Raw genomic sequence first — 24,291 nt, forward strand, 5'->3', positions numbered from 1 at the left:
AAGCGGAAATATTAATAATAACCCAGGGTAATAACCGATTAATAATTAACAAATAGCGGCGGTTGATACGCGGTTATCGGCGGCAGGGGATCGTCAAAACGCACAATTTCTACCCGGCAGCTTTGCGCCGTACATCCCTGCCCCAGTCTTGAACTGCCACAATCTTCGGTCAGCACATTGGGATTACCATGCTTATCCAGCGAGTCAGGCTGCATCACATCCAGCGGATCGTACCAGGCACCGGTTGCCATTTGCACCACACCGGGCATTATCGCCTCGCTCAGTGCCACCCCGGCCAGCAGGGCGCCACGCTGATTGAATACTTTGACGATATCGCCCGCCACAATTTCACGCGCGGCGGCGTCAGCGGGATGCAGCCAGATGGGTTCACGGCCTGAAATTTTACTCTGCTGGCTGACCTTGCCATGATCGTACTGGCTGTGCAGACGGGTGCGTGGCTGACTGGAAAGCAGATGCAGTGGCCACTTACGGGCTAATGCCTGTTGATAGTCAGCTTCCGGCTGATGCCAGTAAGCATGACCCGGACACTCGGGATAAGCGAAATCCGCCACGGTTTGCGAATACAGTTCTATCTTACCGGAAGGGGTACTGAGCGGCGCCAGCGCCGGATTATCACGAAATGCCTGCAACAGAATTTGCGGGCGATCGGGCCGGGCATATTCCAGCTTACCGCTGCGCCAGAATCCGGCAAACGACGGCAACGAAATGCCCTCGGCCACTGCCCGCGGTCGTGAAGCCTCATACAGATGTTGCAGCCAGGCGAAGGCGTCCCGCCCCTCGGTAAAGGATTCGGCACAACCCACTTTTTCCGCCAGCGCGCTAAAAATAGCGTAATCGCTGCGCGCTTCGGCAAAGGCGTCGATATGCTGGCGCATGGCGATCATAAACCCGTCATTGCTGGCGCTGCCGATATCTTCACGTTCCAGCGAGGTGGTGGCGGGCAGCACAATATCGGCAAATTTTGCCTGGGCCGTCCAGTACTGCTCATGGACGATTACCGTTTCCGGACGTCGCCAGGCGAGAATCAGTTTGTTGAGATCCTGATGGTGGTGAAAGGCATTGCCACCGGCCCAGTAAACCAGCCGAATATCAGGATAGCGCAACCGCTGACCGTCAAAATCATAGGGCTCGCCGGGTTGCAGTAACATATCCGCCAGACGCGCCACCGGGATACGCGTCGCAACTTGATTGTCACCCACTGGCAGGCGCGGCCCGGAAAACACGCGTCGATCCGCTCCGGCAAGGTTAGTGCAGGCATAGCCAAAGCCTAATCCGCCACCGGCAGTGCCAATTTGTCCCAGCAACGCGGTGGTCGCCACGGTCGCCCAGTACGCCTGCTCTCCCTGACGGGCGCGCTGTACGGACCAGGCGATATTGATCATCGTTTTATGGCGCGCCATTTCGCGGGCCAGAGCGGCAATATCAGCGGCCGCCAGCCCGGTGATAGCAGCAGCCCAGGCGGGCGTTTTGGCGACGCCATCCTGCTCACCCAGCAGATAAGCGCGGTATTGCGCAAATCCTACCGTATGGCTGGCGACAAAATCTTTGTCGTGAAGATTTTCCGTTACCAGCAGATAGCCGACAGCCAGCATCAGTGCGGTGTCGGTTCCCGGTTTAATCGCCAGCCACTGCGCCTGCGGGATGGCGGAAAGATCGTTTTTGACCGGACTGATATTAATAAAGCGCACGCCATTGCGACTCATCTTTTGCAGCCAGTCATTCAGCGCATGGTCATTGGCGCCACCGCCATTCACCTGCGCATTACGCAGTGGTAAGCCGCCAATCGCGACAAATAATTCGCAGTGCTCAGCCAGTACCGACCAGTGAGTATGCTGCCGTTGCAGGGTATCGAGATCGCCAAGAATATGCGGCAGAATGCGCTCACCGGCGGCGATACTGTAGGTATTGGTACTGCCGCTGTAACCGCCAAAACAGTTGAAGAAGCGGTGCAGCTGGCTCTGGGCATGATGAAAACGGCCAGCACTGGACCAGCCATAGGAGCCAGCGTAAATCGCCTGATTGCCCTGCTCGTCTTTAACCCGCGCCAGTTCGCTGGCCACCAGCGTCAGCGCCTGCTCCCAGCTGACTTCAACAAAGGGTTCCTGCCCGCGTGCATCACGCGATGCGGCGCGGTTTTGTAAAAAGCCAAGGCGCACCGCCGGACGTTTAACGCGCACCGGCCCCTGCACGGCTGCGGTGAGGGACTGACCGATGGCTGAAGGATTGCGATCCCACTCAACCGGATCGATGCCGGTTAACTGGCCGTTTTCGGTGCGCACCCGATAGGTGCCCCAGTGCATCACGGCTAAATCATGGTATTGCGCTGCTGATGACTTCATCTGTTTCACCCGATTAATGCATGGTTAAGCCGTCAGTGACATCGATAGCCCGCCAGCCAAAGATATTCAGGAGGAGGTTTACTCACGGCGGATGCGGCGAGCCAGCCAGCCGCCAACGGTTTGCAGTAGCTGAACAATGACGATCAGTACCAGCGCGGTAGAGAAAGTGGCAAAGGCGTCGAAGCGCTGATAGCCATAGGTAATCGCCAGGTCGCCGATACCGCCGCCGCCAACGGTGCCCGCCATCGCCGTCGCGCCCAGCAGGCCAATCGTGGCGGTAGTCAGCGCCAGTACCAGTGAAGAGGCCGCCTCCGGCAACATAAAATGCCAGATAGTTTGCAGCGTGGTGGCGCCCATCGCGTTAGCGGCTTCGAGAATGCCGGCATCCACATCAAGCAGTGAGTTTTCCACCAGCCGCGAAATATAGGGGGCAATAAACAGAATCAATGGCACGATGGCGCCCGGCGTGCCGATGGTGGTGTTCACGATCAGCCGGGTCAGCGGCAGGATGGTGATCAGCAGAATGATAAACGGCAATGAGCGAATAATATTAATCACCGGATTCAGCACCCGATAGACAAAGCGATTCGGCATAATGCCGCCAGCACGGCAGACCACTAACAGGATCCCCAGAGGAATGCCCAGCAGGGAGCCAAAGGCCAGCGAGACGCTGATCATCACCAGGGTGTCATGCATCGCCAGTAAAAACTGGTCGCCGGTGACCGCCGTATTAAACAGATCAAACATGGCTGATTTTTACCCCCGCGGAGCTGAGAAAACCGATTGCCGCTTCAGTTTGCGAGCGCTCACCGCGTAGCTGCACAATCATAAAGCCGAGGATCGTCTCCTGGACTTCCGACATACTGGCGAACAGGATATTGACCTCTAAGTCGTAGGCTTTGATCACTTCAGTGATCAAGGGCTGGCGGGCGGTGGTGCCGAGAAATTCCAGCCGCAGTAACGCGCCGCTATCGCTGTCGCGCAGTGACTGCACCACCTTTTCCGGCAGACGATCGTGAATGACTGTCTGCACAAAGCTGGCGGTCACCGGGTGCTGTGGATGGGCGAACAGACTGAGTACCTCGCCCTGCTCGACCACGCGTCCTTGCTCAATTACCGCCATTTTGTTGCAGATTTTCTGGATCACCGACATTTCATGGGTAATCAGCACAATCGTAATGCCGTAGCGCAGGTTGATCTCTTTCAGTAACAACAAAATTTGTACGGTGGTATGCGGATCCAGCGCCGAAGTGGCTTCATCGCATAATAAAATCGAGGGGTTGGTGGCCAGTGCGCGGGCAATACCGACACGTTGTTTCTGACCACCGGATAACTCATCGGGATAGCTATGGATCTTTTCACTGAGGTTAACAAACGCCAGTAACTCTTTGACTCGCGCCTGAATAAAAGCTTTATCGCGCCCTTGCAGAATCAGCGGGATCGCGACATTGTGATAAACAGTTTTGGCATTCAGTAAATTGAAATTCTGAAAAATCATGCCGATATTTTTCTTAACCGTATTTAGCTGACTTTTGCTAAATTCCTGCAACGCCTTGCCATTTACAATCACTTCACCTTGCGTCGGCGTTTCGAGATTATTGATTAATCGTAGCAGGGTGCTTTTTCCGGCACCGCTATAACCAATAATGCCAAAAATATCACCCTGTTCTACTTTCAGATCGATATTATCCAGGGCAAGGAATTCATTGCCCTTTCTCGAAAAGGTCTTACTGACATGACGAAATTCAATCATCGGTTTACTCATTTCAGATAATCAGGCAACAGATAACCCTGATACTGCTCATGCGTAAGGATGTACTGTTTAAATTCTGGCGAATGGTAACCATCGATAATGTCTTTGGCGAACTGCGCATCTTTATTTTTGCCGGCAATGGTCACCACATTGATAAAGCCAACCACCGGATCTTCGAGCTTTAACGCCGAAGAGAGTTTTATGCCGCTGGATACCGCAAAGTTACCCTGAATCACGCCAAAATCCACATCCGGTAAGGCACGGACCTGTTGGGCATTATCCATCTCTTTCAGTATGATTTTATAAGGATTTTCAGTGATATTCTTTTGCGAAAAGGTCGCCGGGTCGCTGTCCGGGCTGATTTTCAGCCAGCCAAGATTCTGTAATAACAGCGCAGCACGGTATTCATTGGAGGCCTGATTCGGCACTGAAATAGTAGTCCCGGCCGCAGGTTTATCCGCCTGTTTAAATTTCTGCGAATAGATACCCATCGGCGGCGTTGGCACCTGCACAATACCAATATTATTAATACCTAAACGGTCGTTTACCGATTTCAGATAAATAGGATGCTGCATAATATTGGCTTCAATCGCGCCACTATTGACCGCGTCGTTAACCTGAATACCATCGCTAAAATCTTTATACTCGACTTTATACCCTTTTTTTATCAGTAAAGGCGCCACCCCTTTTTCAAATTGCTCTTTGTAAGGGCCTGGATTAAAACCTAATCTTATCGTTTTATCATCCTGACTCTGCGCACTCGCCAGAAATGAAGCGGCAGATAAAACCAGCAGTAAAAAACGACGCAATGACAATGCATTCATAACTCAATCTCTGAACAGTTCCCATAAGAAAAATGATTAAACCATACGCATATAGGCTTTAAAAGAGAGGTTGGTGCGTTTTCAATTGCTATTTACTGATAACGTTATCCATAAAAAATCCATGCATTGCTAAATCTCTGACGGTTATTATCATCATCCGATAAATGCTTTTTCCGCAGAGAGTTACTGCGCACTAAATTAAAAACCAGAGAATAATATGCCTGATTTTTCTGCCTCACCGCTGATAAATCAGCTGGAAGAAAACCTGTTTAGCGTGCTGGAAAAAATGGCGGTGCAGTTTAATACTGCCGACAAGCCGCTGATTGACCTGTCGAGCGGCAGCCCGCATCAACGCACGCCGCCGGAAATTATCGCCTCGCTGAAAGCGGCAGTGGATAATGCGGACAATCATGATTATCCCTCTTTCTGGGGTAAGCCAGCGGTCAGAGAGGCAATTGCAGATTTTTATCAGCGTAATTATGCAGTCGAACTCGATCCGGAGAGCGAAATTGCCGTTTTTCAGGGGTCGCATATTGGCGTCAGCGGCATTCCGCGCGCGGTGCTCAGCCCTGGCCAATACATTATTTCAACCGATCCCTGCTATCCAATCTATCGTTCAGCCGCAATCCAGGCACAGGCGCAATTTTTCGGCATTCCGCTGGAACAACAACGCGGTTTCCTGCCTGATTTTGATCGCGTGCCGCCAGATATCGCCCGTCAGGCTGGCCTGCTGCTGCTTAACTATCCGCATAACCCGACCGGTGCGATGGCCACACCTGAATTGTTTAACTCGGCACTGGCCTTCGCAAAACGTTACCAGCTACCGATCCTGCATGACTTCGCCTATGCGGCGATTGGCAGCACGCCACAGCAGGCGCCGGTCAGTCTGCTGTCGATGCCCGGAGGGAAAGAGTGGGGAGTGGAGACCTATACGCTGTCGAAAACTTTCAATATGGCGGGCTGGCGTTTTGGCTTTGCGGTGGGTAATGCCTCCATTATTCAGGCGTTTAAGAAATTGCATACCCATAGCTACAGCACGGTATTTGGCGCGATTCAGGATGCAGCCGTGACGGCGCTGGCGCTGCCGGCTGCGCGTCTTGAGCAGCATCTGTCGCACTATCACCGACGGCGTCAACAGGTAGTAGAAAAACTGACGGCGATAAACTGGCCAGTACCACCGGATCAGGGCACTTTTTTCCTCTGGCTGCCGGTGCCGGTGGGCTATAGCAGCCAGCAACTGACGCAGCGATTACTGAGCGAATCCCATGTACTGGTCGCGCCGGGCGCGGGCTTTGGCGCGGGTGGTGAAGGTTTTATTCGTATCAGCCTGACCGCTGATGATGACGCTTTATTCAGCGCCTTAAAGCGTATTGCTGCGCTGCAATTGTTCCAGTAAGGATGACGTATGCTAGCCATTAAAACGCCGGATAATTATCTCAATCAATCCGGAGTGATTAATCAGATCGGCGATTATATTGCGCCGCTGGCCCAGCGCATTGCGCTGATCACCAGCCCGACCGCGTGGGAGCTCACCCGTCAGGCGCTTGAAACCAGCCTGCAGCATCATGCCATTCACTATCAGGTCTGGTTTCTCAACGGCCCCTGTTGTCTTGAGACGCTGCAACAGCTGGCGATTGAGATCGGCAAACAGGGAGCGGAACTGATTCTTGGCGTCGGTGGCGGCCGGGTGATGGATGCCGCGAAGGGGATTGGCGGACTACTGGATAATCTGGCGGTGATCAATGTCCCCACTATTGCCGCGACCTGTGCCGCCTGGTCACCGATTACGGTGTTATATGATCAACAGGGCGGACACCATCACTCCGTGGTGCAACAGCGTCCGCCAGTCTGGGTGCTGGTCGATACCCTGATTATTGCGCAATCACCGATACGTTATTTACGAGCGGGCATTGTCGATGCGATTGCCAAATGGTACGAATTCTCACTCTATCAGCACCATCCCGACGCCGGGCTGGGCTTACAGCTAAAAATTCAGGCCGCCAAATCGGCGCTGGAGGTGATTAATCACCATGGCGAGCAGGCGGTGGCTGACAATACACAACACATCGCCTCAGTTGCGTTAAAACAGGTGATCGACGCGAATATTGCCTTAGCCGGACTGGCAAACAGTATTTTCGATGAGGTGCCGCGCGCCGGAATGGCGCATTTAATTCATGATGTGCTCACCCGCTACCCGCAGTGTCATGGCTGGTTACACGGTGAGATTGTCGGATTCAGCCTTAACGTACAGAGCCAGCTGGAAGAGAAAAATCCTGAACGGCAACAGGGGTTGTGGAAACTGCTGAGGAGTTATCATGCACCAGCCACCCTGCAACAATTTGGTCTGGCGGAACAGAGTAGCCTGCTGGCGACGCTGGCTGAAGCGATGGTTATCGCGACTGATATTCCGGCGCAACTGCCATTTACGGTTACCCGCGAGCAACTGCTTGCCGCCTTTATTGCTACAGGTCGTATCGATACCGCAGTTTAACCACTTATTACTGTAAATTGCGCCTCCGCGCCAATACTCAATACCGATCACTTAAATGACCGGTATTGAGTGATAAAAATGCTATTGCCTGCCCAACTTTACAACAAGTGTTCTTTCAACAGCCTGCAAATAAGAGTGCCAGGTAAATCCCCAGGGTTCTGGATTGAATTGATTTTCAGCAAGCTCAAGCATGATGCTTTCCAGCTCTTTTTCATCCGGGATGACCAAAAGAGTGTTGACTTGCCTGTGGAGCTTTTTCCATGCCCCTTCGTCGTTAACATAGTCAAAGTAACCAGTCATAATGTCATCAAAATTTTCGCCAAAAATATCGAAATCCTGACCAAAAAAGACACCAATCAAGGTCTTAACAGAAGCATATTTTGTGCAGGGGTATAAATATTAAAGCCTCTACAGAGCTTCCCGGCTCAATATAGAGGCTGTTGATCAACGTCAGCGTGTGCCAGTCGGCAATTAAACTTCGATTTCCGCCATATCACCTTTTTCCTGCAGCCAGTTGCGGCGATCTTCCGAACGCTTTTTGGCCAGCAGCATATCCATCACCGCTAAGGTCTTATCGACATTATCATCGTCGATTGTCAGCTGCACCAGACGGCGGGTATTAGGATCGAGCGTGGTCTCGCGCAACTGCAGCGGGTTCATCTCGCCCAGACCTTTAAAGCGCTGCACGCCAGGCTTGCCTTTTTTGCGCTTCAGCTGCTCAAGGATGCCCGCTTTTTCCTCTTCATCTAGGGCGTAATAGACCTCTTTGCCGAGGTCAATACGGTACAACGGCGGCATCGCCACATAGACGTGACCATTTTTCACCAGCGTACGGAAATGACGCACAAACAGCGCACACAGCAGCGTGGCGATATGCAGACCATCGGAGTCCGCATCCGCAAGGATACAGATTTTACCGTAACGCAGCTGGCTGAGATCTTCACTGTCGGGATCGATACCGATCGCCACCGAAATATCATGCACTTCCTGCGAGGCCAGTACCTCATCGGAAGAGACTTCCCAGGTATTGAGGATCTTACCCTTCAGCGGCATGATCGCCTGATATTCACGATCGCGCGCCTGTTTGGCCGATCCACCAGCGGAATCCCCTTCCACCAGGAACAGTTCGGTGCGGCTCAGATCCTGTGCGCTACAGTCCGCCAGTTTGCCTGGCAGCGCCGGACCACTGGTGAGCTTTTTACGCACCACCTTTTTCGCCGCGCGCATACGGCGCTGGGCACTGGAGATCGCCAGTTCCGCCAGCTGTTCAGCGATCTGAATATTCTGGTTCAGCCACAGGCTGAACGCATCTTTCACCACACCGGAAACAAAGGCCGCACACTGACGTGAAGAGAGGCGCTCTTTGGTCTGACCGGCAAACTGCGGATCCTGCATTTTCACCGACAGCACGTAAGCACAGCGATCCCAGATATCTTCCGCCGACAGCTTCACGCCGCGCGGCAGAATATTGCGGAATTCGCAGAATTCACGCATCGCATCCAGCAGACCCTGGCGCAGGCCATTCACATGGGTGCCGCCCTGCATGGTCGGGATCAGGTTAACGTAGCTTTCGGTCAGCAGTTCGCCGCCTTCCGGCAGCCACAGCAGCGCCCAGTCCACCGCTTCGACATCGCCGGAGAAGGAACCGATAAACGGTTTTTCCGGCAGCGTCGGCAGGCCGTTGACCGCTTCCGCCAGATAGTCATTCAGACCATCTTCGTAGTGCCAGCGCTGCTCGGTGTTGTTCACTTTATCTTTGAACACGATCTCCACGCCCGGACAGAGCACCGCTTTGGCTTTCAGCACATGCGCCAGGCGGGTGACCGAGAAACGTGGGCTATCAAAGAAGGAGACATCCGGCCAGAAGTGAACGCGTGTGCCGGTATTACGCTTACCGACAGTGCCGGTTACCGTAAGATCCTGCACTTTGTCGCCATTTTCAAACGCCATTTCGTACACTTCGCCGTTACGGCGCACCGTGACTTCCACGCGCGTCGACAGGGCGTTAACCACCGAGATACCGACGCCGTGCAAGCCGCCAGAAAACTGATAGTTTTTGTTGGAAAATTTACCACCGGCATGCAGACGACAGAGGATCAGCTCAATGGCTGGCACCCCCTCTTCCGGATGAATATCCACCGGCATACCACGGCCGTCATCGATCACTTCCAGTGATTGATCGGCATGCAGAATCACTTCTACACGTTTGGCATGACCCGCTAACGCTTCATCAATGCTGTTATCTATGACTTCCTGGCCGAGATGGTTCGGGCGCGAGGTGTCGGTGTACATTCCCGGACGTCGGCGAACGGGTTCGAGGCCGCTGAGTACCTCAATGGAATCAGCGTTATAGCTGGATTGAGTCATCGTATAAATCTGATTGGTGGCTTAAAAACGATTAGCCATGCTCGCGCAAGCGCTTCAGGCGTGATTCAGACCAATAAAGTCGAGAATCGGCGAGAAATGGCGTTCGAATCCGATAAAGGCATGGTTTCCGCCCTCTTCTACCGTCTGGCGGCAGGCACTGTAGTAGTCCAGCGCCTGACGGTAATCGAGCACTTCATCGCCCGTTTGTTGCAGTAACCAGATAAGATCCGGCGACTCCAGCGGGTCAATTTGCATGACTTTCAGATCGTGAATGTGGCAAGACTCTAACACATATTGCTGACCGGTGTATGGGTTCTCGTTGTCGCCCAGATAGTCCGCCAGCAGCTCAAACGGACGCACCGCCGGGTTAACCACCACCGCCGGTAACAGAAAGCATTGTGACAGCCAGGTGGCGTAGTAGCCACCCAGTGAAGAACCCACCACGCCGAGAGGTTCACCGGCGCGTTCCATCACCAGTTTTTCCAGCAGCAACGCCGCCTGGTCGGGAAAAGCCGGCAGTTGCGGCACCAGCATCTCGATATCCGGCGCATGCTGCGCCAGCCACTGTTTAAACTGCGTCGCTTTAGCCGACTGTGGCGAACTGTTAAAACCATGCAGATAGAGCAGCGTGGCCATTACTCAGTAACCTTCGGAATCGAGATCGGGACTGTACGCCTGGGTTTGCAGGCGCTGAACGTCTGTTTCCATGCGTCCGTCGGCATACAGATCTAACCACCGCCAGCCCGGCGCGACCGAGTCGATGGTGAAGTTGGTGCAGTGCGGTTTGAACTGGACGCAGGTCGAAGGGGAAGCCAGCACACGCCGTCCATTCCACTGCAGATCAAGCTCCTGATGAATATGGCCGCACAACAAGTTCCTCGCCAGCGGATAGTGCTGCAACACCGCATCCAGCGTATGAGGATTGCGTAAGCTGTGTTGATCAAGCCAGTTACAACCCGATGGCAGCGGATGATGATGCAGTAACACCAGCGTATGGCGCTGCGGATGCAGAGCAAGCGTCTTTTCCAGCCACTCAATTTGATAATCGCTCAGCATACCGTGCGGCACGCCAAATACCTGACTATCCAGCAGCACCACCTGCCAGTGTTCGCCCAGCAGCACATGCTTGGCGTCCGCAATTGCCGCCTCGGCCAGGGTGTTAAACATGGCAGGCTGAAAATCATGATTACCCGGTAACCAGACGCATGGCGCAGGCAGGCGCGAGATACCCTCAGCGAAATGCTGATAGGCTTCGACCGTATGATCCTGAGCCAAATCGCCAGTCGCAACGATCAAATCGTAATAACGCCCTTCGGCTTCAATCGCTTCCAGCACCGCGTTATAACTTGCCCAGGTATTCACACCCAGCAGCGTTTCGTTTTTACCTGCGAAAAGGTGGGTATCCGTTATTTGTAAAATCCTGATTTTGTCCCCACTCGACACAGGAAGTTTTAACAGGCTATCCAAAGAGTATCCTTAGTCTCCACGCCATTATCGCTTCTTATCGCACGGTTAACAGGCCGGAACAGCCATTGCGCCATGCGCTAAACAGTAGCGCAACCAGTCAGCAAGGAACTGGTTTATTTGATGCTTTTCGTCACGTTGATGCAACTTTTTATTCGGATAATCATAGCGTGCTTTAAAGCGATAGATCTGCTGCGTTGAACACACTTCCGCAACCATTGCATCATGGTAGAGCCTGACCGACATCGATGGCAGGCTCCAGTAACTGACAGCTGGCGCGGTTTGCTTCACTTCTACCAGCGTGGTGTAACGGGTAGATTCCAGAATAGTGATGCTATAGCTGGCGCTATTGACCTGATAAGTCACCGCTTCGCCCGCCTCATCGTTACGCGGCAGTAAGCGACGCAACTGGGCGAAATTGGTTTCGCACAGGCGCATCATTTCGGGGAAATCAGGAGTGTAGCGCTTGGTCATTTCAGATCCCACTCTTCACGTAGTTTCTTATGGTGCAGCTCCAGCCATTGCAAGGCGATGACAGAGGCAGCGTTATCTATTTTCCCCTCTTCCACCCACTGATAAGCCTGTTCGCGGCTTACCACATGGACAAGAATATCCTCATTCTCTTCCTCCAGACCGTGGCATCCTTTTGCCACGCTGGCATCCACTTCGCCCACCAAAATGGATAAGCGCTCGCTGGTGCCGCCGGGACTGGCCAGATAGTTTAGCACCGGTCTGACCCGGCCCACATTGACGCCGGCCTCTTCGACCGCTTCACGCCGCACCACATCTTCGACACTTTCACCCGGCTCGATGATACCGGCCACCATCTCCATCAGCCAGGGGGTCGGGCTGGTATCATAAGCGGCAATCCGAATCTGTTCGATTAACACCACTTTATCGCGGACTGGGTCATAGGGTAGCAGCACTGCGGCATGACCACGCTCAAAAATTTCGCGTTCGACGATGCCGCTCATCTCGCCATTAAACAGACGATGACGAAAGCGATAGCGTTGTAATGAAAAAAAACCGTCGTAAAGCGAGTCACGTGCAATAATTTCTACATCGTTTTTTGTAAAAGTCACAGGGGATTTTTTTTCACTGGTCATCGTTACGCTTCCTTAATCCTTCGGCAATAAAACCGGGGTTCTGAAATCTCAATCTTGCAGAAGTATGGTTCTTTCTGAATTATTTACGTAAATTAAGGAAAGATGGCACGTTCAGCCAACTTATCCCCACGGCAGACTCTGCTAGAATCGGCGATTATTTTTTGACTTATGTCAGCGCTACCATAGCAATATTGCTGCACTACAAGGAATGCAAATGAAGAAACTGCTCCCATTACTTATCGGCCTGAGCCTGGGTGGCTTCAGCGTCGCAAGTCAGGCAGAGAACCTGTTGCAGATCTATCAACAGGCACGCATTACTAACCCTGACCTTCGTAGCTCGGCTGCCGACCGTGATGCTGCATTCGAAAAAATTAATGAAGCTCGCAGCCCACTGTTACCACAGCTTGGTTTAGGCGCAGATTATACCTATAACAACGGTTATCGCGACAGCAGCGGCCTGCACTCCAATACCACCAGCGGAACGTTGCAGCTGACGCAAACCCTGTTTGATATGTCGAAATGGCGCGCGCTGACACTGCAGGAAAAAACCGCCGGTATCCAGGACGTCACTTATCAGACGGCGCAGCAGACGCTGATGCTGAACACCGCCACGGCCTATTTCAATGTATTACGCGCCATTGACTCGCTTTCTTATATCGAAGCGCAGAAACAGTCGATCTATCGCCAGCTGGATCAAACCACCCAGCGTTTTAACGTGGGTTTAGTGGCGATCACCGATGTACAGAACGCTCGCTCCGAGTATGACAGCGTGCTGGCGAGTGAAGTCTCTGCCCGCAATGCGCTGGATAATGCGCTGGAAACCCTGCGTCAGGTCACCGGTAACTACTATCCGTCACTGGCGTCGCTGAATGTCGATAACTTTAAGACGGATAAGCCACAGCCGGTGAATACCCTGCTGAAAGAGGCGGAAAGCCGTAACCTGAGCCTGTTATCCGCTCGTCTGTCACAGGATCTGGCGCGTGAGCAGATTCGTTCAGCAGAAACCGGCCATATGCCAACGGTTGACCTGACCGCGTCCAGCGGCATGACCAACAGCAAATATGGCGGCAGCCGCGCCGGACAGAGCACCTCGTCCAACGACAGCATTACCGGCAGCAACCAGGTCGGCCTGAGCTTTACGCTGCCGCTGTACAGTGGCGGCTCGGTGACTTCACAGGTGAAACAGGCGCAGTACGCTTTCGTTAGCGCCAGTGAGCAGCTGGAAAGCGCGCACCGCACCACGGTGCAGACCGTGCGTTCATCATTCAACAACGTGAATGCTTCGATCAGCAGCATCAATGCCTACAAACAGGCTGTGGTGTCGGCGCAAAGCTCACTGGATGCGATGGAAGCCGGTTACTCGGTCGGTACGCGCACCATCGTTGATGTGCTGGATGCCACCACCACGCTGTACAACGCCAAGCAGCAGCTGTCTGACGCCCGTTATGACTATATGATTAACGAGCTGAATATTAAGTCTGCGCTTGGCACGCTGAACGAGCAGGATCTGACGACGCTGAATAACCGTTTAGGCAAGGATATCGCCACCACGCCAGACGCTGTCGCGCCAGAGAATCCGCAACAGGACAGCGCCGCCGATAACGGTGGTAATCTGGCCCCGGCTCCGGCTGCTGCACAGGCAACACCTGCCGCTGCACCACGCGCTGCCGCCAGCTCTTCACGTAATCCGTTCGCACAATAAGCATTACCAGGGGCAGTAATCACTGCCCCTTTCACAATCAAACGTATAGCTAAGTAAAGATCCCCGTTTCACCTGCGTTGATCGCTTCATATTTCACCACTCTTCCCCTATTCTATGCGCTTACCTTTGGGCACAGGACAGATTGCTATGAAACGGACTAAACAAATTAATCATGCCTCCTTCCGTAAGAGCTGGAGCGCACGTCATTTAACGCCAGTTGCGCTGGCCGTTACTGCAGTATTTATGTTGGCTGGTTGCGAACAGTCTGATGAAACCATCTCCATGTACCAGAATGCGGATGACTGCTCAAAAGCCAATCCAGGCCAGAGCGCACAGTGCACCACTGCCTATAACACTGCATTAAAAGAAGCGGAAAAAACCGCACCGAAATATGCGACCCGCGAAGACTGTGTGGCTGAGTTTGGCGAAAGCCAGTGTCAGCAGACGCCTGCGCAGGCCGGTGTGGGCACTACCAACAATGCTGAAACCCAGCAGAGCGGAAGCTTCTGGATGCCGCTGATGGCCGGTTACATGATGGGCCGGATGATGAGTGGTGGCGCATCGCAGCCGCTGTTTACCTCACGCGCGCCGAACAGCCCGGCAAACGGTAAGTTTGTTGATGCCACCGGTCGTAACTATGGCAACGCCACTTCTGGCCGTAGCATGACGGTACCGAAAACCGCACTGGCGCCGAAACCTGCGACCACCAGCACCGTCACCCGTGGCGGCTTTGGTGAAAGCGTAGCGAAGCAAACCAGCATGCAACGTAGCAGCGCCGCTTCTGGCTCCAGCCGCTCTTACGGAGGCTAATCAGCCTGATGAAGCGTATTGCTATTACCGAACGACCAGACTGGCGCGAGAAAGCCACCGAGTACGGTTTTCGTTTTCACACCATGCACGGTGAACCCTACTGGTGTGAAGACGCGTACTACCAGTTCACGCTTGAGCAAATCGATTACCTCGAAGATACCACGCGCGAACTGCACCAGATGTGTTTGCAGGTGGTGGAAAAAGTGGTTAACAGCGAAGAGCTGTTAACTAAGTTCCGCATTCCAAAACACACCTGGGACTTTGTACGTCACTCGTGGAAAACATCGCAGCCGTCACTCTATTCACGCCTCGACCTCGCCTGGGATGGCAAGGGCGATGCAAAACTGCTGGAAAATAATGCCGATACGCCGACCTCGCTATACGAAGCGGCATTTTTCCAGTGGATCTGGCTGGAAGATCAGCTGAATGCCGGCCATCTTCCGGCGGGCAGCGACCAGTTTAACAGCCTGCAGGAGAAACTGATCGAGCGCTTCGCCAACCTGCATCAGCAACACGGATTTAGCTGGCTCCACTTTGCCTGCTGCCGTGATACCGATGAAGATCGTGGCACCGTGCAGTATCTGCAGGATTGCGCCACCGAAGCCGGTCTGCCGAGCGAATTTCTCTATATCGATGAAATTGGCCTCGGTGAAAAAGGCCAGTTTACCGATGTGCACGATCAGGTGATTGGTAACCTGTTTAAGCTCTATCCGTGGGAATTTATGCTGCGCGAGATGTTCTCCACCAAACTGGAAGATGCTGGCGTGCGCTGGCTGGAGCCGGGCTGGAAGAGCATTATCTCCAACAAAGCGCTGCTGCCGCTGCTGTGGCAGATGTTCCCGAATCACCCTAACCTGCTGCCCGCTTACTTCGCTGAAGATGATGTTCCGGCGATGGAAAAATATGTGGTGAAACCGCTGTTTTCGCGTGAAGGAGCCAATATTCGCATTGTCGAAAATGGTCAGGAAATTGCGCGTGTCGACGGGCCGTATGGCGAAGAGGGCATGATTGTGCAGCAGTTCCATGAACTACCAAAGTTTGGCGACAGTTATACGCTGATCGGTAGCTGGCTGATTGACGATCAACCAGCTGGCATTGGTCTGCGCGAAGATCGCGCATTGATCACTCAGGATCTGTCCCGCTTCTATCCGCATGCTTTTGTCGAGTGACTGTAACGGGCGGCGTTATCGCCGCCCGTGCCAATGATTTGCACTACAACTTAACCTGCCTGCACCGACAACATACTCAACGACGCCATCTCAATGCCATCAACCGGGATCGACACGGCTTCGCCCTGCGCTCTGGCGCCCAGTACATACAGCAACGGCAGATAGTGTTCCGGCGTTGGGTTAGAGAGAGCAGCGCCTTCATGGTTCATAAAGTTTACCAGTGGATGCGCTTCAGTTGCCCCTTCCCAGCTCAGATTATCGCGCACGTACTGATTAAACGACTCAGCCCACGGATACGCCTCCGCAGCGCCCTGCCATTTCACCATCCGCAGGTTATGCACCACATTCCCGCTGGCGACAATCATCACCCCCTGCTCGCGCAGCGATGCCAGTTTGCGGCCCAGTTCAAAATGATAAGCCGGTGGTTTTGTGCCATCGACACTCAGCTGCACCATCGGGATATCCGCATCCGGGTACATCTTAATCAGCACGCCCCAGGAACCGTGGTCAAAACCCCACTCCTGATCGAGCTGCACATCGACCGGTGACAACAGTTCAGCAATCTGCTGCGCTAACGCTGGCGAGCCGGGCGCCGGATAGCGGGTATCAAACAGCGCCTGCGGAAAACCACCAAAATCATGAATAGTGCGCGGCTTTTCCATCGCCGTCACGGCGGTGCCGCGGGTATACCAGTGAGCAGAGACCGCGACGATCGCCTTCGGACGTGGCAGGGTCTCACCCAGCTTGCGCCAGGTTTCGGTATAGATATTGTCTTCCAGCACGTTCATTGGGCTGCCGTGACCCAGGAACAGAGCCGGCATACGAGTTTGACTCATCATTTATCCCCGGAAAGTATGTAATGGTTAATGCCAGTTACATTACGCCCTTTGGTTAACAGATGAACCCGGATAACAGTGATGGAGATAGTCAATAAATTTGAACGGGGATGGGGATTGTACGGAGGGGATAACAGGGGCGGCGACAATAACGCCGCCCCTGTAACTTACATTAACGGCTCTGGCGATAAGCAACCAGATCTTCAATCGTCACTACCGGCATATTATGCTGCTTCGCAAATACAATGACTTCAGGCGCATGCGCCATTGAACCATCATCATTGGTCAGTTCACACAATACACCTGCTGATTTAAATCCTGCCAGCGTCACCAGGTCAATCGTGGCTTCGGTATGGCCACCACGTGACAGCACGCCGCCCGGATGAGCACGCAACGGGAATACATGGCCCGGACGGTTTAAGTCTGCAGGCTGCGCATTATCGGCGATAGCGGCTTTAATGGTAGTCAGGCGGTCGCTGGCCGACACACCGGTGGTAACGCCTTTTGCCGCCTCAATGGTGACGGTAAAGCCGGTGCCGTAGGAGCTGGTGTTGTTTTCCACCATCATCGGCAGGTCAAGCTGCTGACGACGATCTTCGGTCAGGCACAGACAGACAATTCCGCTGCCGTGGCGAATGGTGAGAGCCATTTGTTCAACCGTCATGGTCTCGGCTGCGAAGATCATATCACCTTCGTTTTCACGATTTTCATCGTCGAGGACCATTACGCCGCGACCATCACGTAGCGCTGAGATTGCACGTTCTACACGCTGTTCAGGCGTGCCAAATTCAGAAAGTAGCGTCTGATTCATGGTAAATAAACCTTTATAAGTGTATGGGTTACCAGAATCAGGGCGATCTTGAGGAGTGTCATGCTGTGACAAAAAAATAACGCAGTCAGGCCGTAGCCCGAAAATGCCGTTACTCTCTCCCATCCGGACTCTAACCGTCGGCCCCGGAATCACACCGGGTCTGCTGACCTTCAGACCTGGCGGTCTGAAGCGCTCGCGGGCTTTCAGCGTAAGCTGATTTACCGCCGGTGGGGAATTTCGCCCCGCCCTGAGAATAAGCAAGCTAACTATAGCGCCATTAAAAAATCAGAGCAACGAACAAAAACGGCAAATTGATATGCAGTTTGCTGCTTATACCCTAAATAATTCGAGTCGCAGGAAGGCGGCAAGCCCGCTCATCCCGGGAGCATAGATAACTATGTGACCGCGGTGAGCGGGTGCAGCCAACGCATCTGCGGCTTGAAGTATGACGGGTATATCGAATTCAGGTTTATCCTTTTGCTCTCAGGCATTACACTTATCAGATACTTGTTGTGACCAGGAAACCGCCATGATTGACCCGAAAAAAATTGAACAACTTGCTCGTCAGGTTCATGAGTCGATGCCAAAGGGCATTCGTGAATTCGGCGACGACGTTGAAAAGAAAATCCGTCAGGTAATACAGGCACAGCTAACGCGCATGGATTTGGTAAATCGCGAAGAGTTTGATGTCCAGACTCAGGTGCTGCTGCGTACCCGAGAAAAACTGGCGGCGCTGGAACAACGTCTGGCAACTCTGGAAAGTCGCGCCAGCGAAAATGCGCCGAAAGAAGTGATTACAACCGAAGATCCACAGTAAAACTGATGTGGGACGGGCCACGCCCGTCCCCTTACCAGTCGTCAGCTTTTGCCGGAACGAATGGTTTTGATGATATTACTGGTCGAGATACCGTCTTCAAAGTTCAGCACACGAACTTCACCGCCGTTCGCCCACACCTCTTTGCTGCCTGCGATCTCTTCCGGCTTATAATCGCCGCCTTTTACCAGCAGATCCGGCAATACATCTGCGATTAAACGCTGAGGCGTATCCTCTTCAAACGGGATCACCCAGTCCACCGCTTCCAGCGCACCCAGTACGATCATACGGTTGATCAACGGGTTAACCGGACGGCTATCGCCTTTCAGACGTTTGGTCGAGGCATCGCTGTTGACCGCCACGATCAGACGATCGCCGAGCTTGCGCGCATTGGCAAGGTAAGAGACATGGCCGGCATGCAGAATATCGAAACAACCGTTGGTCATCACCACTTTCTCGCCGCGCTTACGCGCCTGCTCAACCGCATGTTTCAGCTGCGCTTCATCCATCACGCCAAAACCGGTTTCCGGGCGCGCGCGAATGGCATTTTCCAGCTCGACAGTGCTGACGGTGGAAGTGCCCAGCTTACCGACCACCACGCCCGCGGCGGCATTAGCCATAAAGCAGGCTTCTTCCAGCGTATCTCCGGCTGCCAGCGTTGCTGCCAGCACGCCAATTACCGTATCGCCAGCACCGGTAACATCAAACACTTCCTGCGCCTGAGTCGGCAGATGCAGCGGCTCTTTGCCTGGCTGCAGCAGGGTCATACCGTTTTCTGAACGCGTCACCAGCAGCGCCGACAGTTCAAAGTCCGCAATCAGCTGCATACCACGTTCAACAATCTGCGCCTCATCCTTGCATTTGCCGACCACCGCTTCAAACTCGGAGAAGTTCGGCGTCAGCAGGGTGGCGCCGCGATAGCGGGCAAAATCAGTGCCTTTCGGATCCACCAGCACCGGCACATTTGCCGCGCGCGCCAGTTTGATCATGGTTTCCACGCTGGCCAGCGCGCCTTTGGCGTAATCGGATAACACCAGCGCACCAATATGCGGTAACGCGGCGCTGATACGCTGATGGATTGGCTGCGGATCAACACCCTCGAAGCCCTCTTCGAAATCGAGGCGGATCAGCTGCTGATTACGTGAAAGGATACGTAATTTAGTGATGGTCGGATGAGTAGGCACCGCGACAAAATCGCATTGCACATTGACGTTATTCAGCGTCGCGCTAAGCGCACCAGCAGCATCGTCAACGCCAGTCAGACCGACAAGGCGCGATCCGGCCCCCAGCGATGCAATATTCATTGCCACGTTAGCCGCGCCGCCCGGACGCTCTTCAACGTTATCCACTTTAACGACCGGCACCGGGGCTTCCGGTGAAATCCGGCTGGTTGGGCCATACCAGTAACGATCCAACATCACATCGCCAACTACCAGCACGCCTGCACGGCTAAAATCGGGCAGTGTTACTTTCATTCCTGACACTCCAGACTACGAAAAAATATTGCGCGGGATAATAGCACAATTGCGCTATCTGCTTGCTACCCCTGCGGATGATCAAACCAGCGCTGCCAGCTGGCGGTAACTTCCTGACGCGCCTCAGAGAACAACTCGTCATCGACATGCCCTGGCAACGCCTGTAATGCCAGATGATGCAACTCGTCACGCAACGTGACATAGGCGGTGGTCAGCGCTTTCGCTTCCGCCTCATCCATCCTGCCGTACGCAGACAGCAGTTCAAGGATGCGCACATTATCCGACCAGCGCGTTAACTTCGGCTGTTGTGAAGCGTAACGTAAGACAAGATATTGCGTAATGAATTCAATATCCGTGATACCTCCCGCATCGGCTTTGATATCCCAGCGCCCGCGATGCTTGCTCCCAAGATGCGCCCGCATCTTTTCGCGCATCTCACGCACTTCTGTTTTCAGCTGTTCAGCTTCACGCGGCAGACAAAGAATGCCGCGCCGGATATCATCAAAACGGCGGCTAAGTTGCGGCTCACCATAGACAATGCGTGCGCGCACCAGCGCCTGATGTTCCCAGGTCCAGGCCTCGTTGCGCTGATAATCATCAAAGGCCTCAAAGGTACTGACCAGCATCCCCGCCGCGCCGGACGGACGCAGACGTGCATCCACCTCATACAGAATGCCGGATGAGGTGCGGGTGCTAAACAGATGCATAATCCGTTGCGCCAGGCGCAGATAGAACTGGCGGCCATCGATACTGCGCTCGCCGACGGTCACCGCATCCACCGGACAGTCGTGCAGAAACACTAAATCGAGATCGGAACTGTATCCCAGCTCCCAGCCGCCCAGCTTGCCATAACCCACTACCGCAAAACCGCGCTCACCGTCCTGCGTCAGATGCGAAGGCGCGCCATAGCGCTGCACCATCATATGCCACGCCTGCTGCACCACCGATTCAATTATCGCTTCCGCCAGCCAGGTAAGATGATCGCTGACCTTCATCACCGGCAGCGTTTCAGCAATATCCGCCGCCGCAATACGCAGATGCTGCGCCTGCTTAAACTGGCGCAGCGCTTCCAGCTGCTGCTCTTCATCATCTTCCGGTATACGCAGCAGATACTGGCGTAACTCATCGCGATAGGCATCGGTCGCAGTAGGCTGGTACAGGGTGGCGGGATCGAGCAGTTCGTCCAGCAGTAAAGGATGGCGCGCCAGCTGGCTGGCCAGCATCGGCGATGCGGCGCACAGGCTAATCAGATGCTTCAGCGCGCCATGGAATTCGGTCAGCAGCTCCAGATAGGTGCTGCGGGTTACCACGCCAAGCAGCAGTGGCGTCAGGCGGCTCAGGGTAATCGCCGCATCTTCGCGCGGACAGACTTCACTGAGCAGGCGCGGCATCAGTTGATCCAGCGCCTGACGGCCACGCGGCCCAATGGTGCGTTTATCCACATCCTTGCGGAAATCATTAATTTCGCGCAGCAGGCTGTGGCGGCCGATGTCGTCCAGATGTGGCACCAGCGGCGCCAGTTCGGCTTCATCCAGCGTGTCCTGCCACAAGACGCCATAATCGGCACCATCCTGCTGTTCATCGATATCCGGCGTGTCGTCGCCAATTAACTCATCAAAAATCGCCCGCACTGCCGCCATATGACTATCCAGCGCTATATGCAGCGCCTGCCAGTCGCTGAAGCCCATCGCCCAGGCCAGCCGCGCGCGGTTCAGTTCATCAGCGGGTAAGGTTTGGGTCTGCTCATCGGCGATACTTTGCAGCAGATTTTCCAGACGGCGTAAAAACAGGTAGCCGTCATGCAGCTGGTTAAGCTGCGTAGCAGATAACAGATTCAGGGCGCCAATCGACTGAAGCACAGGCAGCAGGGATCGCAGCTGTAGCGAGCGCTCACGTCCGCCACGGATCAGCTGGAAAACCTGCACGATAAATTCGGTTTCGCGGATGCCTCCGGCACCCAGCTTAATATTGTCAGTCAGGCCACGGCGGCGCACTTCACGCGCAATCATACTTTTCATATTGCGCAGCGACTGGATCACGCTGAAATCGATATAGCGACGAAACACAAAGGGCCGCAGCATCTGATGCAGCTCCTGGCTCCAGCGGTCGTCTGCGCCGCCCATCAGCCGCGCTTTCACCATCGCATAGCGCTCCCAGTCGCGTCCCTGCTCCTGGTAGTAGTCCTCCAGCGCCGCAAAGCTCAATACCAGTGGGCCGCTGTCGCCAAATGGCCGCAAACGCATATCCACGCGATAGACAAAGCCATCAACCGTCGGTTGATCGAGCACTTTTATCAGTCGCTGACCAAGACGGGTGAAGAATTGCGCATTATCCAGTTCACGACGACCACCACGCGTACTGCCGTTTTCCGGATAAGAGAAGATCAGGTCGATATCAGAGGAGAAGTTCAGCTCGCCGCCGCCCAGTTTGCCCATGCCTAAAATCAGCAGCGGCTGCGCTTCACCGGCGGCATTGCAGGGGGTGCCAAAATCGCTGCAGCAGACCTGATATAACCAGTCGCGCGCGGTGATAATCAGGGTTTCCGCCAGTACGCTGAGCTGTTGCAGCGACTGCTCAGTGCTGCTGATCGCCAGCGTCTGCATCCAGGCGATACGCACCAGCATATGACGACGAAACAGCCGCAGTTCGCGCATCAGGCTGCTTTCATCACTGACGGCTGCCAGTTGTTGATCCAGCCACGCAGCATAGTGTCGCCACTCATCAGGCTCAGGTGTCGCCTGTTGCAGCTGTTGCCACCACTCCGGGTGCTGAGCCATGTTTTCACTGACGAAATCACTGAACGCCAGCACCGCCTGCTGCTGCGCGCTGGCCTGAGATAACGGCAGCGCCAGCCGTTCGCAGGCGTTCGCAGCTGGCTCCAGCATTAACGTGGGCAACGGTTGTGATAACAAAGGCAACATAAACACTCCCTGAACCTGTTTCATCAGAATCGGCCACGACACCCGTGGCCGCTAATCGTTATTCGCTTTCCGGACGCTCTTTTACGCTGCCGTTCATCCAGAACGCCGGTTGTTTCAGCGCCTGACGGCAATGGGCTTCCAGCCAGCTCTCCTGGCCGTCGCGAATCGCCTGCAACAGCTGCTGCCAGCTGCCCAGCCAGCTATTCACCACCGCGCTGTCGTAGGCGCCGGCTAACAAATGCACCGCCAGCAGCTGACGCATCAGGCGCGTCGCTTTATCCTGGTATTCACCCGAATGGTGGACATGGGCAAAAGTCTCTTTCAGATCGGCGGCGATACGACCCAGCATAATATCGGCAAAGCGCTTAAAGGAGCCTTGCAGTCTGGCGTCCGCTTTGGCATCGATAAACTGGCGCCAGCGCTCGGTGGCCAGCCAGTTAGTAAGCGCTAACTGGGTATCCAGCCAGAGCGCACTGAAACAGACGCTTTGCGCATCCAGATTCTCTTCCAGCAACGCCTCTTCCAGTGCGGTCAGATTCTGGCGCAATATGCTGCTGGCTTTACGTGGCACCAGCGCGCCGAACAGGGAAAATGCCTGACGCAACGTTTCCAGCGCTTCCTGCACAGCGCTTAGCGCCGCCGAATGCCCCTGCAACCACAGCTCTTCGTGGTATTGCCACTGGCTTAACGCCAGCATAAATGCCGCACGCATCCCCTCTTCTACCGTTGCTTTACGTTTCGCCTGCATTACCGGCACCGGGCGTAACGCCAGCGGCGGTTTGCCCTGCGCCAGCGCATAGCCACGTGCGGCTTTACTCAGGCTGCCGAGACGTAAACCGCCCATTTTGGCCAGCTCAGCGGCAAAGGCCAGCAAGTCATCTCGTTCGCCGCTTTTTAGTTCCAGCTCAATCTCATGTAAAGGTTCACTGAATTCCCCTGCCGACACCTCGCCCTGATCAAACGCCACTTCGATTTCACTGTTCTGATAACTCACCAGCCATTTCTCGCGCTGGAAATGGGTGCTGAACAGCGCGCACAGCTGCTGCTGCAACGCAGCCAGATCGCAACCCGCTGGCCAGATCTCCGCTGGCAACAGACTGATATCAAGCTCTGGCTGCGACAGGTCGATATTGTATTCCGGGCGCTGATGCAGACCGCCAATGGTCTGTCCGGCGGTTTTTAACGTCATTTCATAATGTTCGCCAAAGCCACGGATGCGCAGCCCCATATCCCAGCGTCGTAGCTGGTTGTCTGGCGTTTCATAATAGATATTGGTCAGCGCCACCGCCGGGGTGTGCTGATGTGGCCATGCCGCCAGTTGTGCGGCAAGTTTTATTGCCGCTTCCGGCAATACAATGAACTTTAGTTCGATTTCGATGGTCATAATT

20 protein-coding genes, 1 pseudogene and 1 riboswitch are annotated in these 24,291 nt (G+C 54.3%); of the genes and pseudogenes, 6 read left to right on the plus strand and 15 right to left on the minus strand.

Annotated features, from left to right (window positions below; genetic code table 11):
* Nucleotides 1-38 precede the first annotated feature (38 nt).
* From N5923_RS11655 to N5923_RS11670, 4 genes are all read right to left on the minus strand, one after another.
* Nucleotides 39-2,360 carry a molybdopterin-dependent oxidoreductase gene (locus N5923_RS11655; RefSeq protein WP_267141107.1) on the minus strand — a complete coding sequence of 774 codons (2,322 nt, stop codon included), beginning with the start codon at nucleotides 2,358-2,360 and terminating at the stop codon, nucleotides 39-41.
* Between the two features lie 78 nt (nucleotides 2,361-2,438).
* Nucleotides 2,439-3,107, minus strand: coding sequence for a methionine ABC transporter permease (locus N5923_RS11660; RefSeq protein ID WP_267141108.1), 669 nt, complete (start codon nucleotides 3,105-3,107; stop codon nucleotides 2,439-2,441).
* Complete coding sequence (locus N5923_RS11665) at nucleotides 3,100-4,113, minus strand: methionine ABC transporter ATP-binding protein (RefSeq protein WP_267141109.1); 1,014 nt, start codon at nucleotides 4,111-4,113, stop codon at nucleotides 3,100-3,102. The genes N5923_RS11660 and N5923_RS11665 overlap by 8 nt, the downstream gene beginning before the upstream one ends.
* A gap of 8 nt (nucleotides 4,114-4,121) precedes the next feature.
* Complete coding sequence (locus N5923_RS11670; protein WP_267141110.1) at nucleotides 4,122-4,937, minus strand: MetQ/NlpA family ABC transporter substrate-binding protein; 816 nt, start codon at nucleotides 4,935-4,937, stop codon at nucleotides 4,122-4,124.
* Nucleotides 4,938-5,154: 217 nt separating this feature from the next.
* On the opposite strand from N5923_RS11670, the gene N5923_RS11675 reads away from it, so the two are divergent.
* Both N5923_RS11675 and N5923_RS11680 read left to right on the plus strand, forming a co-directional pair.
* Nucleotides 5,155-6,333 carry an aminotransferase class I/II-fold pyridoxal phosphate-dependent enzyme gene (locus N5923_RS11675; RefSeq protein ID WP_267141111.1) on the plus strand — a complete coding sequence of 393 codons (1,179 nt, stop codon included), beginning with the start codon at nucleotides 5,155-5,157 and terminating at the stop codon, nucleotides 6,331-6,333.
* Nucleotides 6,334-6,342: 9 nt separating this feature from the next.
* Nucleotides 6,343-7,428 (plus strand): iron-containing alcohol dehydrogenase family protein, encoded by a 1,086-nt coding sequence (locus N5923_RS11680; protein ID WP_267141112.1) that lies wholly within the window; start codon nucleotides 6,343-6,345, stop codon nucleotides 7,426-7,428.
* An 81-nt stretch (nucleotides 7,429-7,509) separates the two neighbouring features.
* Here N5923_RS11680 and N5923_RS11685 read toward each other — a convergent pair.
* From N5923_RS11685 to nudF, 6 genes and pseudogenes are all read right to left on the minus strand, one after another.
* Nucleotides 7,510-7,794, minus strand: a pseudogene (locus N5923_RS11685) (contact-dependent growth inhibition system immunity protein); the annotation flags it as partial.
* A gap of 105 nt (nucleotides 7,795-7,899) precedes the next feature.
* Nucleotides 7,900-9,795 (minus strand): DNA topoisomerase IV subunit B, encoded by a 1,896-nt coding sequence (parE, locus tag N5923_RS11690; protein WP_267141113.1) that lies wholly within the window; start codon nucleotides 9,793-9,795, stop codon nucleotides 7,900-7,902.
* Nucleotides 9,796-9,849: 54 nt separating this feature from the next.
* Nucleotides 9,850-10,431: an esterase YqiA gene (gene yqiA, locus N5923_RS11695; RefSeq protein WP_267141114.1), complete on the minus strand. Its 582-nt coding sequence runs from the start codon at nucleotides 10,429-10,431 to the stop codon at nucleotides 9,850-9,852.
* 3 nt (nucleotides 10,432-10,434) lie between these two features.
* Nucleotides 10,435-11,262 carry a 3',5'-cyclic-AMP phosphodiesterase gene (gene cpdA / locus N5923_RS11700; protein ID WP_267141115.1) on the minus strand — a complete coding sequence of 276 codons (828 nt, stop codon included), beginning with the start codon at nucleotides 11,260-11,262 and terminating at the stop codon, nucleotides 10,435-10,437.
* 45 nt (nucleotides 11,263-11,307) lie between these two features.
* A complete protein-coding gene (locus N5923_RS11705) occupies nucleotides 11,308-11,733 on the minus strand; it encodes a DUF1249 family protein (RefSeq protein ID WP_017801254.1) in 426 nt (141 codons plus the stop codon).
* Entirely contained in the window at nucleotides 11,730-12,365 is a 636-nt protein-coding gene (gene nudF, locus N5923_RS11710; protein WP_267141116.1) for an ADP-ribose diphosphatase, read from the minus strand. Before nudF ends, N5923_RS11705 begins: the two co-directional genes overlap by 4 nt.
* 214 nt (nucleotides 12,366-12,579) lie before the next feature.
* Here nudF and tolC point away from each other — a divergent pair, with 214 nt between their 5' ends.
* From tolC to N5923_RS11725, 3 genes are all read left to right on the plus strand, one after another.
* Complete coding sequence (gene tolC / locus N5923_RS11715) at nucleotides 12,580-14,067, plus strand: outer membrane channel protein TolC (RefSeq protein WP_267141117.1); 1,488 nt, start codon at nucleotides 12,580-12,582, stop codon at nucleotides 14,065-14,067.
* 147 nt (nucleotides 14,068-14,214) lie between these two features.
* The gene (locus N5923_RS11720; protein WP_267141118.1) at nucleotides 14,215-14,877 is read left to right on the plus strand and encodes a DUF1190 family protein; all 663 of its coding nucleotides are present in this window, start codon (nucleotides 14,215-14,217) and stop codon (nucleotides 14,875-14,877) included.
* A gap of 8 nt (nucleotides 14,878-14,885) precedes the next feature.
* On the plus strand, nucleotides 14,886-16,046 hold the full coding sequence (locus N5923_RS11725) for a glutathionylspermidine synthase family protein (protein WP_267141119.1): 1,161 nt from the start codon (nucleotides 14,886-14,888) through the stop codon (nucleotides 16,044-16,046).
* A 50-nt stretch (nucleotides 16,047-16,096) separates the two neighbouring features.
* Here the strand turns inward: N5923_RS11725 and ygiD are convergent, their stop codons facing one another.
* On the minus strand, nucleotides 16,097-16,882 hold the full coding sequence (ygiD, locus tag N5923_RS11730) for a 4,5-DOPA-extradiol-dioxygenase (RefSeq protein ID WP_267141138.1): 786 nt from the start codon (nucleotides 16,880-16,882) through the stop codon (nucleotides 16,097-16,099).
* Between the two features lie 172 nt (nucleotides 16,883-17,054).
* Complete coding sequence (gene ribB / locus N5923_RS11735) at nucleotides 17,055-17,693, minus strand: 3,4-dihydroxy-2-butanone-4-phosphate synthase (protein WP_267141120.1); 639 nt, start codon at nucleotides 17,691-17,693, stop codon at nucleotides 17,055-17,057.
* Between the two features lie 107 nt (nucleotides 17,694-17,800).
* Nucleotides 17,801-17,952, minus strand: a riboswitch (FMN riboswitch).
* Between the two features lie 270 nt (nucleotides 17,953-18,222).
* Between ribB and ubiK the strand changes: the two genes are divergently transcribed.
* Complete coding sequence (gene ubiK, locus N5923_RS11740; RefSeq protein ID WP_267141121.1) at nucleotides 18,223-18,510, plus strand: ubiquinone biosynthesis accessory factor UbiK; 288 nt, start codon at nucleotides 18,223-18,225, stop codon at nucleotides 18,508-18,510.
* A gap of 41 nt (nucleotides 18,511-18,551) precedes the next feature.
* Here ubiK and hldE read toward each other — a convergent pair whose 3' ends face one another.
* The 3 genes from hldE to N5923_RS11755 form a co-directional block, all read right to left on the minus strand.
* The gene (gene hldE, locus N5923_RS11745; protein WP_267141122.1) at nucleotides 18,552-19,982 is read right to left on the minus strand and encodes a bifunctional D-glycero-beta-D-manno-heptose-7-phosphate kinase/D-glycero-beta-D-manno-heptose 1-phosphate adenylyltransferase HldE; all 1,431 of its coding nucleotides are present in this window, start codon (nucleotides 19,980-19,982) and stop codon (nucleotides 18,552-18,554) included.
* A 65-nt stretch (nucleotides 19,983-20,047) separates the two neighbouring features.
* Nucleotides 20,048-22,903, minus strand: coding sequence for a bifunctional [glutamate--ammonia ligase]-adenylyl-L-tyrosine phosphorylase/[glutamate--ammonia-ligase] adenylyltransferase (glnE, locus tag N5923_RS11750; protein WP_267141123.1), 2,856 nt, complete (start codon nucleotides 22,901-22,903; stop codon nucleotides 20,048-20,050).
* Between the two features lie 58 nt (nucleotides 22,904-22,961).
* Complete coding sequence (locus N5923_RS11755) at nucleotides 22,962-24,287, minus strand: CYTH domain-containing protein (RefSeq protein ID WP_267141124.1); 1,326 nt, start codon at nucleotides 24,285-24,287, stop codon at nucleotides 22,962-22,964.
* Nucleotides 24,288-24,291: the final 4 nt, after the last annotated feature.

Source organism: Winslowiella arboricola (genome assembly GCF_025527015.1).
Classification (GTDB): domain Bacteria; phylum Pseudomonadota; class Gammaproteobacteria; order Enterobacterales; family Enterobacteriaceae; genus Erwinia; species Erwinia arboricola.